The sequence below is a fragment of the Vibrio sp. MOR3 genome (assembly GCF_001557775.1).
Classification (GTDB): Bacteria; Pseudomonadota; Gammaproteobacteria; order Enterobacterales; family Vibrionaceae; genus Vibrio; species Vibrio jasicida.
The window spans coordinates 117,783-134,585 of record NZ_LNRD01000012.1 but is presented as its reverse complement, the minus strand read 5'-3'; the positions used below and the strand labels follow the sequence as shown (position 1 = coordinate 134,585).

Below are 16,803 nucleotides of genomic sequence, written 5' to 3'. Positions count from 1 at the left end.
CAGTTCAACGTTAACACAAGGGCAACATTCTGACTATTAACGCAATAAGGAAGTTAGAGTTCAAACTCAGATTATTTTGCTTAAAGCGCAAGCTTCATTTTGTAGTAAGGAATTTCAGATTTGTAGAAGCGTTCACCCTCAACTTGCATCCCAAACTTTCCATAGAAAACCAGAGCAGATTCCCTCGAATCACACCAAAAATATTCAACGGGTGACAACTGTAAATTCGCTAAAATATATCGAATCAGGGAAGAGCCAATGCTTAATCTTTGAAACTCCGGTAACACCGCAAATTTGCGCAGTCTTGCTTTGTTGTCATCAAGATAGATTGAGGCAATCCCAACCAAAACATCATTCACAAACGCCCCAAAGTGTTCAGCGTCTTCATCACCCTCTACTATGCAATGCTCGATAGCCTTCTGGGGCCACAATACCTTATGGCGAATAGGCATTGCTTCTTGCCAAGTAATGGGACGAATGCTTATTTCCATCGCTCTATTCCTTTGCTATTTGTTCTTTCTTTTATATCGCCACATTTACTTTTAGGCTATGTTTATCAAGCATTAATTTCAGCTAGTTTCAGTTCATAAATGCCTAATCGTTGAGACGGATCCAACGTTTCAAAATCATGATCAACGTATTCTTTCAAAGAGGCTCCCGCTCGTTCCGCTACTTTAATACTCGCGATGTTATCTTCCATACAGTGAAACTGAATCAAGCTCGCGTGCCCTCTTCCCTTCACTAACGGAATGATGACAGAGAGCACTTGATTGACGACACGATGACCACGCCCACTTTCTGCAAGCCAATACCCCACCTCGGTTACGCGTGTCTCTTCGTTCACACCTTTAATACCGAGAACGCCGACAAATTGATTATCCAGTAAAAGCGCAAACCAGTGTGCTTCGCTTACACGACTGTTGATACGTTGAGAAATATAACGCACGGCTTCGCGTCGATTCTTTACGAACTCTGTCCATGGCAGATAACGAGACAGGCTGTCGCGGCTTTTATTGACAACTTCAAGTAACGTATTGGCGTGCTTGGTCATTAATGGCTCTATCGTAATACGTTCAGAAATCTGCAGCGGTTGGCTCGTTTCATACCCTTCGTACATCGTTATTCCTGTTTGAATCTAGCTCTGTTTAATAAGAGTAAATGGTGTTGGTGCTTTATCTACATAATTTTGCCACACATGATCATAGAGTTGATGCTGGTTAGCAAAAGGAGCAAGTTGTTTTGCCTCTTCTAACGAACACCAACGATAATCGGTATGTTCGTGGTTCAATACCACTTCTTGGTTGGGTTTACAAAACATAACAAAGCAAGGGATGACCATGATTCGGTTCTTGTGGGCTTCATAAAACTGCTCAAGAAAATCCGCACTGTGAAGCTCGACGTCTTCAATTTGTGTTTCTTCCTTGAGCTCTCGAACGATCGTTTGCCAACCAGTTTCCTCTTCTTCGATCCCACCAGCTACATGACACCAATAACCACCTTTGACTCGCTCTAATAACAACATTTTCTTGATGCCGTCGAATTCGGAAATCACAACACCAGATACATGCGTTGCTTGAATAGGAATCATCCCTTTCTCCTTATGTATTTATTGTTTCTATATCTGAACGAGACAGTCTACCTTGCTTCAATAAGATCCGGAGCCTTAATCACAAGGTGCTGATCTTTTTGTCAGTCTAGTATGCTAAAGTGCGATCTCCCTCAATAAACGAGCCGTAAGATGCCTAATTCAATCAATTCGATGATTCCCATTGGTGTGCGCTTTATGGTGCTCTCTGCCTTTGGTTTCGCTCTCATGTCAGCCACTGTTAAGCATGTCAGCTTACATGGCATACCTGTATTTGAAATTGTCGCAGCGAGGGCTTTAGTTTCACTCGTGATCAGTTACCTAGATGTAAAACGCAAAGGCATATCAGTTTGGGGCAATAACAAACCCTTGTTGTTTGCGCGAGGCGCGGTTGGCACGATGGCGCTCATGTGTGTGTACTATTCCGTTACTACGCTACCCTTAGCAGAAGCGACCATTTTTCAGTACATTCATCCTGTATTTACTGCACTGCTCGCGGTCTTCTTCCTTAAGGAGCGCATTCAGTTTTCGACTCTAATTTGTATTGTGCTGTGTTTATTGGGTGTCTATGTCATGGTCAGTTCGGAAACGGGCCCTAATGCTGAACATGCCCTTCCGATGTTTAGTGTTATGATCGCGATATTAGGTGCATTTGGTAGTTCGATTGCGTACGTGATTGTTCGGAAACTCAGTCAGACAGAAGACAGCTCCGTTATTATTTTCTATTTTCCATTGGTTGCACTTCCAGCATCTATCCTGCTCATCGGAGATCAGTTCGTGATGCCGGATTTGCACTTGACCTTGATGCTCGTTCTCGTTGGTGTATTTACCCAAATTGGCCAACTTGGTTTAACCAAAGCCATGCAAACTCAGGAAGCCGGTAAAGCCTCCGCCTACTCTTATGTCCAAATCATATTCTCAGTACTGCTGGGGATCGTGTTCTTTGGTGAGTTACCGTCCGCTTGGACTTACTTAGGAGGAGCACTGATTGTTACGGGCGCGCTTATCAACGTATTTGGACAACACTTAACGTTGCCATTTATGAAACGCTAACAAGGCAAGAACCTGCTTTAAAATGCGAAAAGCCAGAGTCTGACTCTGGCTTTTACTTATCAATGATTGAGAACTTAAGCCGCAAACTTTAAGCCTGCAATACCAGCAACAATCAACAGTAAGCTTATGAGCTTGACCAATGTCGCTGGCTCATTAAATAAATAGATACTGGCAATCGCCGTTCCTATCGCACCAATGCCCACCCAAACACCATAAGCAACACCAAGTGGTAACGTTCTAAGCGCAATACCAAGCAACCAAAAGCTTAACGCCATAAAACCGATGGTGAATACTGATGCGCCAAGTTTGCTGAAGCCTTCAGAATATTTAAGCCCAACAGCCCATGCGACTTCGCATAGACCCGCAAGAAAAAGAATTGCCCAAGCCATTGAGAGATCCCTAACAAATGGGGCCGTCCCCGATAGTGATGAGAGCGGTGAGGTCGTCCTCACTTCTGGTACGTGCGTAGTATAAAGAAAAACGTCTCTCACCTAAACTCAGTTTGTATGCGCACAAAATCCACTTCATTCAATCAATTAACGCTATAAATCCATTCCAATTAAATAAAATAGACATCGTTATTTAACAGATTGTATATAACCTTCTACTGTTGAAAATGATGCACTTATTGCATTAATCACACAAAACCTGATCATTAGTGCAACTACGCAATCGTTTGTGTGACGAAGATCGCTTACAAAAGCTACTGATAACTTTAGTATTTGCGCGAACCCAATTATAAGGTATTGCATACTAATGAAATACATCAAAACCCCTTTAGCTCTCCTAATCGGCGCTGCGTTACTTACTGGCTGCAACGACGACACTGAATACGTAGATGTTCAACCTAAAGAAGTAAAGATCGCCACTTATAACCTCTCTTTTGATCGTAGTACTTTTGAAGACCTCGTTGCAGAAATGCAAGTTGAACCAGCAAAGCAAACTGAGCTGGTAACGGCTTACCTTGACGGCACAATCGCCGACGAAGATAAAACAATGGCTGAGAAAGTCATTCAAATTCGTAACGTCGCAGCCATCATTCAAAAAAACCGACCTGATGTTCTGATGATGGCGGAATTCAATAATGATGGAACTGGAGAAGATAAAGTCGCACTGGAAGGTTTCCAGAAAAACTACCTATCTATCGCACAAAGCCTTGAAGGCGCCGGTGGCGAAGCTAACCTTGAGCCTATTGAGTATCCTTATGCGGAATCTTACTCAACCAACACAGGCTTAAACAGTGACCTTGACCTAGATAACAATGGCACTGCAGGCCAACTTCCTGGCGATGCATGGGGCTTTGGTTTCTATCATGGTCAATACGCATTTGCACTGATGTCTAAATACAAAATTGACACAGAAAACACACGAACTTTCCAAGAGTTCAAGTGGAAAGACATGGAAGGGGCAGAAATCCCAACCATCACTATCTGTGACGGTTCACAAACGATCCCTGATGGCATGGCCTGTGGTGACGATTGGTACACAGCAGAAGAGTGGGATGTTGTTCGTCTGTCCTCTAAAAACCACGTAGATGCACCGATTATTATCCCAACAGAAAAAGGCGACGAAGTTGTACATCTTTTGATGTCTCACCCTACTCCACCGGTATTCGATCCAGGTAAAAACAAAGTTCAAAACGGTGCAGAAGTTGAGTTCTGGCATCACTATGTACAAGGTAAAGAATACTTCTACGATGATGCAGGCAACAAAGGTGGCTTAGCTGAAGGTGCGAAGTTTGTGATGATGGGTGACCAAAACCTTGACCCATTGGATGGCGATGGCTTTAGTGAAATCATGCAAGACTTCCACAATGATCCGTTGGTAAACCAAGATGTGATGAATGGCGAGCTTTACCCAACAAGCTATGGTGCAGCCGAGCACGCGGTAGACAAAAACTCAACACACCCAATTCCAAACCGCATTACGTCTACATTCGGTCTTGGTGTTGACTATGCGATGCCATCAGCGAACCTAAATGTGGCTGATTCTGGTGTTTACTGGGCAGCATCATATGAAGAAGGTCGCAAGCTGTTTAACGACGACCGTATCGGTAAGTACGGCAATGGCAAAGATGTCTCTTCAGACCACCGTATGATTTGGATTAAGGCCCAGTTCTAAAAACTGCACTTAGAAACGAAAAGTCATAATACAGGAGCCTCGGGTATGCCGAGGCTCTTTTGATCGTGCTCGTACAAAATTACCAATGATAAGTCAGCGATACACCAACGTCTTCACTCGTCACCCATGGGACAAGCTGCACATTTTCATCATAAGCATCAGTGAAGACATACGCGCTCAACGTACCTAAAGCTGCACCAGCAAGAACATCACGCCAATAATGTTTTTTGGCCTCCACACGCCCTACACCCACCAGTGCTGCAACACCATATGCAGGTAAACCAGCTTCCCAACCATAACGTAAATAAAGGTTTGTTGCCGAAGCAAAAGCGTTAGCCGTATGGTTGGATGGGAAACTGTCGTTACCACTTTTATCCGGACGTTCTGCATCTATAGTGGTTTTACCGATCAAACCGATGCCTGAAGCAGCACCAATGCTGAACCCCGCTTGCCAAAAGCCTTCCCAATCCCCTTTGTAAGCAGGGACGGCCGCTGCGGTAGCAACCAGGCCATACGCACCAATGTCAGTCAGAATATCCCAATCTTTTTCACTCATTGCATACACAGACTGAGACCCCATTATGGAGGCCACACCAACCAAACGTACAATTTTCTTCATTAATACAACCAATTATGATTCAACTCGGGCGAAAACTATCACAGCTATCGCGACTCTTCGACCCGAAACTGTAACAATTCATCCGTGAATTGATTGTGAAAAAAAAGCCAACCACAAAAGATGTGATTGGCTATATATACTTGTGAACAATCTAGTTCACTAACAACGTCAGTTGGCTAGGTGACCCTCGGCTTAAAGGGTCACTCTAACTCAAGCATTAGATGTGCCAATTTTCAGTTACAACTTAACCAATTGATATTCAACTAATATCAATTAATCACCATGAATAATAATCCATTGAGCATTACTGAGAATGCAATATGCGAACGTATTTTCGCAAATAGCAACCAATAAGGAAAAATTCAGGGGTTACGAGCCAAATCTCTCGCTAAAATTAACGCTAAACCAAACACTTGAAGAAACAAGCCAATACTTTTATACCAAGCCATGTTTTCCTCCAACTCTGACATCACTTTACTGATCTCCAAGTTTTCAAGGTAATAGCCATCAATTCTATTTCGATCGTTACCTTGAGCGTGATTAATTTCTGCCATCAGAGTTGGAAGTTGAGTGATTTCGATTGGGCTGACCTTTTCACCAGTCCAAGCAGACAAATGCGCTCTGAGTACCTTGTTCATTTCTTCGGAGACACTCTGGCTTTGAGCTAAATGTAAATGCAATAACAGCACTTCCCGTTTTCGCTCTAGCGTTTCAACCCTGTTCCAAGCAAGTTGAATCGAATAAAGATTATCAGCTTTTTGATCAGCAAGAAGGCTTGTCTCTTTTCCAAGTTTATCCAACACCACACTGGTTAAGATAATTGCTGCTATGTTCAGTACTAAGCCAACCAGAACAAGCAGCCAAGCTGGGGGTAAATACGTTGATTTTTTTACCATAAGTGATCGTAGGGCAAGTAGATTAAGTTAAGTGCAACTAAACCAATCATAGTCAAGAAGGTTAACTTCATCCCGGTAACACGACCTTTCAGCTCTTCTCCAAGTATCCCTTTTGCATGAATGACGCGGCCAATGACGAACGTGATACCAGCAAGATGTATCCACCAGACTGGGGCGCCATTGTATTCAAGTAATGCCATGAGAATGAGGGTGATGGGAATATATTCGCTTGCATTACTTTGCGCACTGCGAGCAATTTGAAGCGCTTCAACGCCCCCGTCAGCATAAGCAATTTTGTTACTTCGTCTTTGTTTGATGACTTGAAAAGCAAGCCAGATGAGCAGTAATGTGAGGACAGAAGCGTAGAGAGCGGTAATCATGACAATTCCTTCTTTAGAGTTCATTATGGGTTAACTATATATTAAATATAAGCTAGCCCTATGAATCTAAAGAAGGAATCAATTAAAGTGAGTGGTCGGCAAGCTTTTTACGCTTGGCAAGTTTGGCGATCCCTTCAAAGATAGTAAATAGCAGCCCTACCCAAATAAATGCAAATGTCACGGCTTTTACGCTATCGAATACTTCTCCAAAAAATACAACGGCTAAAACAAACTGTAAACTCGGCTCGATGTATTGCATTAAACCAACCGTTGATAAGTTAGTAATACGAATAGCAATGGAGTAAAAAATTAACGGTAATAGCGTAACCGGAGCACTCCCCAAATAGAGCATAAATGTTGTTACATCAACCGTTGATGCTAGCTGACCAAAGCTCCACTGTTTAATGAATAAATACGTTAAGGCAAACGGTGTTAACACAATGGCTTCGACAAAAAGCGTTGTACTCCAATCATAATTGATCTTTTTCTTGAATAAGCCATAGAGTGAAAAGAACAACCCCATCGTCAACGCAACTAAAGGTAACTGACCATATTGAATCACCTGGTAGATAACACCAATTGATGCCAGTAATATCGCAATAAACTGCCCTTTTGAAAGCTTATCTCCTAAGACAAACACCCCAAGGGCCACTGAGACAAGCGGGCCTATAAAAAAGCCTAAGCTAGCATCAATAACACGGTTATTCGTTAACGCCCACGTAAACGCCACCCAGGATATACACATCAAACTACTGGCAACAAACGTATACCATAGTGATTTTTTATCTTGCCAAATTGCCGTCCATTTAGGCCAATGGCGGGTGATCGCCAAAACCATAATAAAACCAACCGGAACTGAACCAATAATGCGCAGTGCCAATAGTTCATCCATTGAAGCATTAGGTAAAAAACGATAGTAAATAGGCAGTAATCCCCAGATTACAAAGGACAACGCTGCCATGAAATTGCCGTAACGACTGTTGTTCATAACTAACTCGACAAAGAAAAGTGACGCGATTCTATAGTGAGAACGCGTTTTGTAAAGCGAATTTGACCTTCTAGGATAACTACAAAGAGAGACCTTGGATCACCGCAGTAATACCACTAACAAAGCACAGTGTGAGAGCGCCAAAACGAATCTTTTCTTTTGGTAAAGACTGCGTTGTTTTTACCGCTAACCAGTAACCAAGTGCTGCCGCTGGTAGCAAGGGCAAAGTAATCACCAGATGATGTAAGTTAAAGAAACCCACAGGGATCTGAACAATCAAAGAGATAATAGAACTGAACACAAAAAACGCTGACAGGTTACCACGTAACTGATTTGCTTCTTGATGTTGCAATAAAAGCGCCATTGGTGGTCCACCAATAGCAGAACTCGTACCAAATAAACCAGAAAAGAATCCAGCAAAAGTCATACGACCTGGCGTAGGTTCAATACGAAATGGCAACACGCTGACGGAAACGGCAAACAGAACCAAAAAGCCAATCCATAAAGTTAATGCTTCTGTCGAAACGAAAAACAGTAAGACGCCACCAGCAATTGATCCGGGAACACGTCCAATCAGTGCCATCTTTAAACCGCCAATTTCGACGCTGCTTCTGTGCTTCATCGCATTCATTAACGAGATAAACAATGCGACCAAACAGATAGGTGCAGGCACATACTCTGGAGCCCAGAGAATGAGTAGTGGCGCGGCGACAATAGCAAGGCCAAATCCAATCGCGGTTTGAACGTAAGAGCCTAAGAAGATCAGCCCCATAGCAAGCAAGTTTGTAGAATCGAATTCCATCGATGTCATTCTTATATTTGATTTTATGATTAGAAAGCAGAATGAATATCAGATAGTAATAATTCCCCCACTCTCGCCCTGCGTAGGATTCATCAAAGCGCACTAAAACACAATCAAAATGTGTCAACATTTGAACTTCTTAGTCTCAGTTTCTACGACTTTACAATTCATACAGATTTGCAACGCTAGATTTACGATTTCCACACTATCCAGCACAAATAAACGGAACTATAATCACACTCCATTTTAGAGTGGATGTACCATATAAATTCACCATTTATGGAAATTAATAGTCTATAGCACCATATAAATTAAAAACATTAGACTATCGTATCAACCTAATTAAAAGATGATTTATGAAAAGAAAATCAGGTTTTACTTTAATTGAGCTTGTTGTTGTTATCGTTATCCTTGGTATTTTGGCTGTCACCGCTGCTCCGCGCTTTTTAAACATTCAAGACGATGCTCGTGAAGCTCGCTTGGAAGGGATGAAAGGTGCGATAGCTTCTGGCCTAGGCGTCGGGTATGCAAAACTAGCAACTACAGGGCAAGAGCACCTTGCCTATGTTTCAAACAAAAACACACACGGCAAAACACCAATGCAAGCACTGCCTTTCGATGGTTGTGAGCTAAATGGCTCGAAGTACTGTGTATTTCTTTACGGCTACCCAGATGCGGACAATGATAGCCTTCCATTATTAGTTCAGGGAATTGATGGTTCGGACTCAGATTGGAAGATTATCCGACATCCATCGGGTTCAAGTACACGTGAAATGGTTATTGCTGCAGCAGATGAACCCCGCGCTAGCCTTACTCAATGTGGCATTTTATATGGACCGCCAGAATCAGAGAATGAGAGCTACACGCTAGAGATTCTTCCTTGTCCTTAATAAAACAAAAGGCTGCCAAATTGGCAGCCTTTTTGTTCACTGTCGGATAGACTACGCAAAATTAAACACGTGTTTATCCATCATATTCACCATACGGCCTATCTCAGGCTTGGTGATGGTGTCATTCGCACCAAGAGATAATGCCTTCGCGCGGTTGTCTTCACTCATCAAAGAAGAGAACATCACAATTGGAGTTTGGTTGTACGCTTCTGTATCACGCAGTCGTTTCACTAAGTGCATGCCGTCCATACGAGGCATCTCAACGTCAGTGACGACAGCATCAAGCAACTCACGCACTGGTAAGTTTTCTTCTTTCGCCACTTCAATCAAGCTCATTAGCTTTTCATACGCTTCACCACCATCTTTACAAGTGATCACGTTATAACCCGCAGAAGCCAAGGTATCTTGAATCAAAGAACGAATAAATGCAGAGTCATCCACAACCATAATAGTTTTAGCATTACGTTTGCCAACCATTCGCTGGTTCAAATCAACCGATTTATCGCCCGTCACATCGTATTTTTCCATGCTCAGTTCTGGGTTGATGTCAGCAATGATTTTTTCGAAATCGAGAATCATGATTAAGTTGCCATCTTTACGCACAACGGCAACGACACAATCTTGCTCCCCAGCTTCTAGAAACTGGCTTGGAGATTCAACATCATTCCAAGAAATACGATGAATACGAGAAATACTGTCGATCAAGAAGCCATTAGTCATCTTGTTAAAGTCAGTAACGATAACAAACTTACGTTCTAAATCACGGCGTGTCGGGACACCTAACCAACCAGCAAGATCAACAAGAGGCGTAAGCACTTCACGAGAAGAAAAGACACCAATCATGTGCGGTTGGGCGTTCGGATAATCAGTCGTCTCTGGGACGCGAATCACTTCGCGAACCTTAGCGACGTTAATGCCGTAAAAACATGTTTTTGTGCTGCCATCTGGCATTTGTTTTTCTAGATGGAACTCAATGATTTCAAGTTCATTGGTGCCACTTTCAGTCAAAATGGTGCTGGTTACGTTACTCATAAACCCAATTATCCAAAATACGCATCAAGAAAAATAGGCTTGATGCAATGCCACAGAGAATCACTTCACAGGCGAAAAATCCAAGAGTCCTTTTGTAGTCGTTGAGACAGAATTTGTAAATAATCAAAAGGATGCGAACTGCACACTTCTCTATCAAATGCTGAAATTTTGTCTCATTTTTGAACAAAACACATTCAACGACTCAATATCGCAGTTTACTCACTACTGTTAACGGCATAGCGACAGAAAAGTTTAGTGTTAATTAATGTGATTTAATCACGCTGTCGTTGGCAACGCGATGACGCTCTCCATACACGCCTTCTTCACTTCTTACACCGCAGCTAATGATCATGGTGATCTGGCCACTACCACGTAACCCAAGAAGCTGCTTTACTCGTTTTGAATCAAAGCCTTCCATTGGGCACGTGTCGTACCCCTTTTCACGCATCGCATACATAAACGTCATCGCGGCTAAAGAAACACTCTTGTGCAAACAAACACGAATATCCGACTTACTGACTTCGCGAACCATTGGCTTATTGCGCCCCAACCACCAACTGTATAACTTGCGTACAACGCCACGAAGGCCAAATGCATCATTGTTGTAAACCATTGGAATCAATTTTTCGTAATACTTAAGAGCGCGCTTAGCCGCAGCGTCGTCACGGTTTTCAAAAGCTTGACGCACAGTCTCTGCGTTGCGCTTGGCGCGCTCTTGCCAGTTATGAGTCGTAGCAACAAACACAACCAGTTCATTTGCCGTTTTCGCTGCATTTTGCCCCATACAAAATTCTGCAAGTTGTTCGCGTTTTTCAGATGAAATAACACGATGAAATTCCCACATCTGCATGTTGCTGCTGTTTGGGCTTAATGTTGTCAGCTCAAGGGCATCCGCGACATCACTGTGGTTAAATTCAGCACTGGCATCGTACTTACGTACAGAACGACGGGAGTGAACAATGGATTCAAAAGAAGGTTGGCTCATAACAGACTCAAAATAGAACAAAAAAGGGATCTTTACGTAATCATCTTCCTCCTGCAAGCGCAAATACAAAGGCAGACACAAAATCGCGTCTGCCCTTCTTATTTTATTGCAGTTTAAAAAAACGAATCTGATCAGAGAGGTTTATCGACATCTTCGCCAATTCATCGGCGGCTTGGTTGCTGTCTTGAATCATATTTACCGTCTGGTCAACTTGATCGCGAACAGAGACAACACTTTGGTTGATCATTTCTGCGGTCGCAGATTGCTCTTCTGTCGCGGCTGCAATCTGTGTGTTCAATGCATTCGTTTGATCAATATTTGATGAAATACTTAAAAACGCATCATTGGCAGAAGCCGATTGCTGCACAGTTTGTTCCAACATGTGCTGGCCTGCATCGATAGATTCAACCACTTGAGAGGTATTTTGTTGCAGCGTAGTAATACGATTCCCAATCTTTTCGACCGCTTTTTGTGTTTCCTGCGCTAATTGACGAACCTCATCAGCAACAACAGCAAAGCCCCGACCTTGATCGCCCGCTCGTGCAGCTTCAATCGCAGCGTTTAACGCCAACAAGTTCGTTTGTTCAGCTATGGTTTGGATAACTTCGGTAATGTCTGCCACTTCCGCAGTACCATTAGAAAGCGTACCAACTTCTTGACTCATGCTTCCCATCTGTTCAGCAAGTCCACCAACTTGTTGCATCGCACTATTCATTACACTCTGCCCTCTGTCGGAGACCTCCGATGCAATTTCTGCTTCCCGTGACGCTCCGTTTGCGCTTTGTGCTACCTCTGCAATCGCCACCGTCATTTCATTCACCGCTGTCGCTACTTGGTCAGTTTCCAATTGCTGGGACTGCGCATTGCTCAAGATTTCGGAATTTACTGCAGAAAGTTGCTCTGATGCCGAAGCAAGAAGATCGCTACAAGAGATAACTTCAGAAACGGTTTTATACAGCTGCTCTTCCATGTTGTGTAACGCAACAAGCATTTCAGAAACCTCATCACTGCCTTTTGCATGCTGCTGCTCTACACTAATTTCACCTCGGCTCAATTTCTCCGCTACTTGCTTTGCAAAGATGACATTGTTCGTGATGTCTTTAGAGATAAATAGACACAAAAACGTCACTGCAGGTAAACCAATCAACAATGCCAAGGCTACATTCATCGTCGCTTGTTCTGTCGTTTGTTGAATTTCTTCCTTTAAAACATTCTGGTCATTAACTGCATCCAATTTTATTGCGTTGATTTGGTCCGCAATTTCAAAACCAATATCTTTAAGTGCATCCCAACGTTGATTCCTTGCTCGAATGGTTTCTGCAACACTGGATAACGCAGTTGAAAGGTGTCCAGTTAATTCGTTGAGTTTGTCTTGATCAACAAAATGAAGCTGTATCATGAATCTCTTCCAGTGATCCAGCTTCGCTTCAAATTGCTCATAGTCTTGCTCGCTGTTGGTTAACAAGTATTCCGTTGCTTCTTGCGTAAGCGCCTTAAACACCAAAGTCGCATCTGCTATCAAACCTCGCTCAGTTGTGTGTTTGTTCAAACGGCGCATGAGTTTGTTTTCTATCTCTTTTTGATAAGAAACTAAAGCATTCACATCGGTATTTCTTTTCGCCATTAATTGAGAAACTTCTCCCAAGTGCACCATATACTGTTCAAGCTGAAACGAAACCTTTTCAAAGCGCAACTTACGTTCATCATCCTCCGAACTTAATGCTTGCTTTTGCGCCTCGTCTTTAGCCAGATTTAACGCCTCCATTGCTTGATTGAAAAATAGGCGATCTCGGTTTGTTCGATAGGTTAATGCATTAATTCTTGCAGTTAGAAGATTCGCTTCGATTTCAGTTGCTTCAAATGCACTGCTATTAATCGATTGAAAGTGAATAAAGTTTGTATTGATTTGGTTGGTAGTAAGTACACCGACTGCGGTTATCGCAAAAAGCACCAAAATAACGGTACTTAAAATCAGGTAAAATTTGTGTTTTATTTTTTTAATCCTATTTAGCATTCCGCCTACTCCATAAGAACAGCAAGGAAGAAATAGTAAAAAACACGTTTCTTTACCGCAAATTAACACCTTTCATTAAGAAATGGTATGTCATTGTATTTTATAGGATTTTAAGTTTTTGTAAGCTTTTTCCGACCCCAAAGAAAGAGACGGACGTCAATGCAACACTGCGAATCTTTCATCCTGCATCTAATTGATTTCATTATTTTTACTGCGACACCATCTCACAATTGAGACGACAAGTTTCAAATAGTGAAATTGTCATTTTCACCCGCTCGCCACAGATTTTTCCTACAATTCTTCCACATTAAATGACTGCTGAAGGGATGCGGCCAGTAAATTGAAATATAAGGTGAGGCATAAATATGAATAGCGTTCTTATTATCGACGACCAACCGTTATATAGTGAGGCTCTGGCTTCTCTCGTTCAAAGCGCATTTAAATCCGTGAATGTCGTTGAATCAACAGACAGCGCAGAGGTAATGGAGTTGATTCGTAACCAACCAATTGATTTGGTTATTCTGGATGTTGTGCTAGGTGATAGAGATGGTATGCGTTTAGCTAAGAATATTCTTGCAACTGGCTATCAAGGAAAGATCCTGTTTATTTCATCCCGTGATTATTCAAGTTTATCTAAAGCGGCCTTTGAGATGGGTGCACACGGATTTTTGAATAAGAATGAGGCGAAAGCAACCATCATGGATGCGGTTCTCAGCGTAACACGCGGATATTCGATGTTTAAAGCGACGCACAACCAGTCCTCAGGTAACGTCACTTTATCGAATCGAGAAGCGATGGTTTTCCATTATTTAGCGCAAGGTTACTCAAATAAAAAGATTTCTGAGCAACTGTCATTAAGTGCGAAAACCATCAGTACTTACAAAACACGCATTCTGAAAAAGTACCACGCAGAATCCGTTGTTGAACTGCTCAACACCCTTCCTCAAGAAGAGTGCGGCAGCTTATGCTGTTAGACATTGACATACTTCGAGATGGCATCCGTCAGTAGCTGATGCATTGAATTGTAGCGATGAGTTTGTTTCATCTGTACCACCACTTTAGGGCGACCATCTGGGTAAAAGCTCTCTGGTACAGAGATAAAATTGAAACCGTTAATGGGTCTTTGGTATTCAAGCAAAATTGTCGCTGCACCTTGGTGTTTAATCGCCTGCAATAAGCTTGTGATATTTCCCATCGTTGCCACACGGTTAATGTTTATTCCGCTTTTCTCCAACGCGCGCTTCGTCACTTGTTCTCGATCCTTCCAACCATTCATTTCTAATAAAATGAAAGGAAGATCACACGCTTTCTCTAAATCGCTAATACCGAGCTCTTCCGGAACAACAACAACAGCTGGCGCATAACCAATAAATTGCTGATGGATTGACTTAGGATACTCTTCGTTGAAGTAGTGCAATTGTATGTCTACTTTATCTTCCAAGATATCTTCAATCGTGTGGTCGGTACTGCTTGATACAGTGATGTAAGCATTAGGGAACAAAGACATCAAATCCCCAAGCAAAAGGTGTCCAAATGAGTACTGAGCGGATTGAGGCAAACAAATCGTAATGCTCTTTTCGTATGAAAGCGGGTCAAACTCACGTCGAACTAAGCACGATTCAAGTTGATCAAGCGCCCCTGTAATTTCAGGAAGTTTACGCTTTAAATAATCTGTCGGTTCAAAATGATGTGCATGACGGATAAACAACTCATCCTCTAATTGTGTCCGCAAACGAGTGAGGTATTTACTGATCGAGGCTTCACTTTTACCCAATGCCTTAGCAACAGGTTTAAGTTGACGATGACGCTCTAACAGCACCAGTATTTTGAGGAGATTTAGGTCGAGATCTTTATTCACAGTGTGGTTACCAAGTAGAATCAAAGATTAAAGTTGTGTTTTTTATAATTAGTTTCGGCCAAATACAAAGAAAGCAGCCTTTGAATGAGCTGCTTTACTATAGAAGACCAAAGTCACGTTTTGGTCAAGTTTATCAAACTCTTATCTTTTCAATTAATAACAATATAGTCATTTACACTGATTTTCCCGTTTAAGACACAGTTTCAGAGTAACTACGATGCCGTTTTGTTTCATAAAGGTCCTCATCCGCGCGCATGATCACATCATTTAACGTCTCGTGTTCGTTGCTCATGGCAAGTCCGGTACTGACACTTACATTAATATCTAAGCTTTTTAAACGGTTCTCTGTCACGGCATTTTGCAGCTTTTTGGCCAACATCAGAGATTTACTCTCGCTGCATCCTGGTAGAATCGCAATAAACTCATCCCCTCCCGTGCGAATCAAGTAGTCAGACACTCTAAACACTTTCTTCATCGCATCCGCAATAATCACGATCACCTCGTCACCAACATGATGACCATATTTATCATTGATGCGTTTCACTCTATCGCCATCAATAGCAACCACAGTAAACGGAGTCATTTTTATCTTATTCTTGAACGCTTGTTCCTTGAACACCTTACGATTGAACAAACCAGTCAATTCATCTTTGGTTGCATCACTGATTGCATTGGCTAATTGAATTTTGCTTTCTTTGGACTCTTGCGCCTTTGAATAGTATCCATAAATAGATACAAACATGATTAGGAACAGGAATCCGAAATCAATCAGTATTTTACTGAATGGAAATTGATAAACGATTAAGTTGTTGTTATCCGCAACGTAACTTTGTGTATATGCGAAGTCTGACCACGGGTAATGTGGGTAGTAAACAACGATGTGTTTGTTGCCGTTGTTGATATCCACTTTTAGGGCTTTCCCTTCGACCTTGAGTGAATCGAGAAAAATTTGCTCTCCAAATTCACCAACAATCTCACCTCGGTAGTAAACAGGGCTAATCACACTAAATGCCCTACTCTCCGAATACGTCGTTTTAAAAGGTTTAGAAATGAGAATGCGATCGGTTAGCTGATCCTTCCATGCCGCGAGTACGCAAGAGTACGTTTGTTTACACCAATCAATATCAAAAGGTTCAGACAAGTTCTCAAGCTCTTTAATCGGATTCTCGAGAATCAATTTGCTCGCCGTATATGAACGAAAGTAAAGCACGACATCAATTCGTTCATAAACGTTTGCTAAATACCCTTCAGCCTCGTGCAGTACTTTCCGCGCAATCGTTTCGACATAGTCCAGTTCGCTGCCCGGCTCTAACGCGTAGATCGCATCTTGAAAACTGAATTCCGTCAGTTCATTAATCTCATGAGCTGTGGAACCTTCATAACGTGCCAATTCAGATTCCATCAATAGACCAAGTAAGGTGACTTTTTGCTTGGTCTTGGATATCCCCTGAGTGTAAATCTTAAACTGCTTCACTTCATGGGAGATCAACATCGCACCGATCATGGTCATTGAAGTGGTAAACAAAAGCGCACTAAAGAAAAAAGACAAATAAATATTTTTCAGGTTCATCCCTTACCCT

General features: G+C 42.2%; 18 protein-coding genes. 4 read left to right on the top strand and 14 right to left on the bottom strand.

The features are described from left to right. Positions 1-80: 80 nt before the first annotated feature. The 3 genes from ATB76_RS20210 to ATB76_RS20200 all read right to left on the bottom strand — a co-directional run bounded on the left by ATB76_RS20210 (position 81) and on the right by ATB76_RS20200 (position 1,588). Positions 81-491, bottom strand: a complete 411-nt coding sequence (locus tag ATB76_RS20210) for a GNAT family N-acetyltransferase (protein WP_061036029.1) — start codon at positions 489-491, stop codon at positions 81-83. A 65-nt stretch (positions 492-556) separates the two neighbouring features. Next, positions 557-1,117, bottom strand: coding sequence for a GNAT family N-acetyltransferase (locus ATB76_RS20205; RefSeq protein WP_038878489.1), 561 nt, complete (start codon positions 1,115-1,117; stop codon positions 557-559). Between the two features lie 18 nt (positions 1,118-1,135). Beyond that, a complete protein-coding gene (locus ATB76_RS20200; protein WP_038878499.1) occupies positions 1,136-1,588 on the bottom strand; it encodes an NUDIX domain-containing protein in 453 nt (150 codons plus the stop codon). 150 nt (positions 1,589-1,738) lie between these two features. Here ATB76_RS20200 and ATB76_RS20195 point away from each other — a divergent pair, with 150 nt between their 5' ends. Then, positions 1,739-2,638: a DMT family transporter gene (locus ATB76_RS20195; protein ID WP_061036028.1), complete on the top strand. Its 900-nt coding sequence runs from the start codon at positions 1,739-1,741 to the stop codon at positions 2,636-2,638. 74 nt (positions 2,639-2,712) lie between these two features. Here the strand turns inward: ATB76_RS20195 and ATB76_RS20190 are convergent, their stop codons facing one another. Further along, positions 2,713-3,027: a multidrug efflux SMR transporter gene (locus tag ATB76_RS20190; protein WP_038867756.1), complete on the bottom strand. Its 315-nt coding sequence runs from the start codon at positions 3,025-3,027 to the stop codon at positions 2,713-2,715. A 367-nt stretch (positions 3,028-3,394) separates the two neighbouring features. On the opposite strand from ATB76_RS20190, the gene ATB76_RS20180 reads away from it, so the two are divergent. Continuing rightward, complete coding sequence (locus ATB76_RS20180; RefSeq protein ID WP_038867757.1) at positions 3,395-4,759, top strand: endonuclease/exonuclease/phosphatase family protein; 1,365 nt, start codon at positions 3,395-3,397, stop codon at positions 4,757-4,759. A gap of 79 nt (positions 4,760-4,838) precedes the next feature. Here ATB76_RS20180 and ATB76_RS20175 read toward each other — a convergent pair whose 3' ends face one another. The 5 genes from ATB76_RS20175 to ATB76_RS20155 all read right to left on the bottom strand — a co-directional run bounded on the left by ATB76_RS20175 (position 4,839) and on the right by ATB76_RS20155 (position 8,444). Continuing rightward, a complete protein-coding gene (locus ATB76_RS20175) occupies positions 4,839-5,378 on the bottom strand; it encodes a phosphatase PAP2 family protein (protein ID WP_038878510.1) in 540 nt (179 codons plus the stop codon). A 362-nt stretch (positions 5,379-5,740) separates the two neighbouring features. Further along, positions 5,741-6,274, bottom strand: a complete 534-nt coding sequence (locus ATB76_RS20170; protein ID WP_061036027.1) for a hypothetical protein — start codon at positions 6,272-6,274, stop codon at positions 5,741-5,743. Continuing rightward, positions 6,268-6,654, bottom strand: coding sequence for an MAPEG family protein (locus ATB76_RS20165; protein ID WP_038867763.1), 387 nt, complete (start codon positions 6,652-6,654; stop codon positions 6,268-6,270). The genes ATB76_RS20170 and ATB76_RS20165 overlap by 7 nt, the downstream gene beginning before the upstream one ends. 82 nt (positions 6,655-6,736) lie before the next feature. Further along, entirely contained in the window at positions 6,737-7,642 is a 906-nt protein-coding gene (gene rarD, locus ATB76_RS20160; protein ID WP_038878519.1) for an EamA family transporter RarD, read from the bottom strand. 79 nt (positions 7,643-7,721) lie between these two features. Continuing rightward, entirely contained in the window at positions 7,722-8,444 is a 723-nt protein-coding gene (locus ATB76_RS20155; RefSeq protein ID WP_038867766.1) for a sulfite exporter TauE/SafE family protein, read from the bottom strand. Between the two features lie 356 nt (positions 8,445-8,800). Between ATB76_RS20155 and ATB76_RS20150 the strand changes: the two genes are divergently transcribed. Beyond that, a complete protein-coding gene (locus ATB76_RS20150) occupies positions 8,801-9,334 on the top strand; it encodes a type II secretion system protein (RefSeq protein WP_038878522.1) in 534 nt (177 codons plus the stop codon). A gap of 51 nt (positions 9,335-9,385) precedes the next feature. On the opposite strand, the gene ATB76_RS20145 is transcribed toward ATB76_RS20150, so the two are convergent. The 3 genes from ATB76_RS20145 to ATB76_RS20135 form a co-directional block, all read right to left on the bottom strand. Then, on the bottom strand, positions 9,386-10,366 hold the full coding sequence (locus ATB76_RS20145) for a chemotaxis protein (RefSeq protein ID WP_038867771.1): 981 nt from the start codon (positions 10,364-10,366) through the stop codon (positions 9,386-9,388). Between the two features lie 262 nt (positions 10,367-10,628). Next, a complete protein-coding gene (locus ATB76_RS20140) occupies positions 10,629-11,351 on the bottom strand; it encodes a nitroreductase family protein (protein ID WP_061036026.1) in 723 nt (240 codons plus the stop codon). A 103-nt stretch (positions 11,352-11,454) separates the two neighbouring features. Then, the gene (locus ATB76_RS20135; protein WP_042605950.1) at positions 11,455-13,365 is read right to left on the bottom strand and encodes a methyl-accepting chemotaxis protein; all 1,911 of its coding nucleotides are present in this window, start codon (positions 13,363-13,365) and stop codon (positions 11,455-11,457) included. A gap of 365 nt (positions 13,366-13,730) precedes the next feature. On the opposite strand from ATB76_RS20135, the gene ATB76_RS20130 reads away from it, so the two are divergent. Then, entirely contained in the window at positions 13,731-14,339 is a 609-nt protein-coding gene (locus ATB76_RS20130) for a response regulator transcription factor (protein ID WP_038867777.1), read from the top strand. Here ATB76_RS20130 and ATB76_RS20125 read toward each other — a convergent pair. Both ATB76_RS20125 and ATB76_RS20120 read right to left on the bottom strand, forming a co-directional pair. Beyond that, a complete protein-coding gene (locus ATB76_RS20125) occupies positions 14,336-15,223 on the bottom strand; it encodes a LysR family transcriptional regulator (RefSeq protein WP_061036025.1) in 888 nt (295 codons plus the stop codon). The genes ATB76_RS20130 and ATB76_RS20125 overlap by 4 nt on opposite strands. 190 nt (positions 15,224-15,413) lie before the next feature. Continuing rightward, entirely contained in the window at positions 15,414-16,793 is a 1,380-nt protein-coding gene (locus ATB76_RS20120) for a GGDEF domain-containing protein (RefSeq protein WP_061036024.1), read from the bottom strand. Positions 16,794-16,803 lie beyond the last annotated feature (10 nt).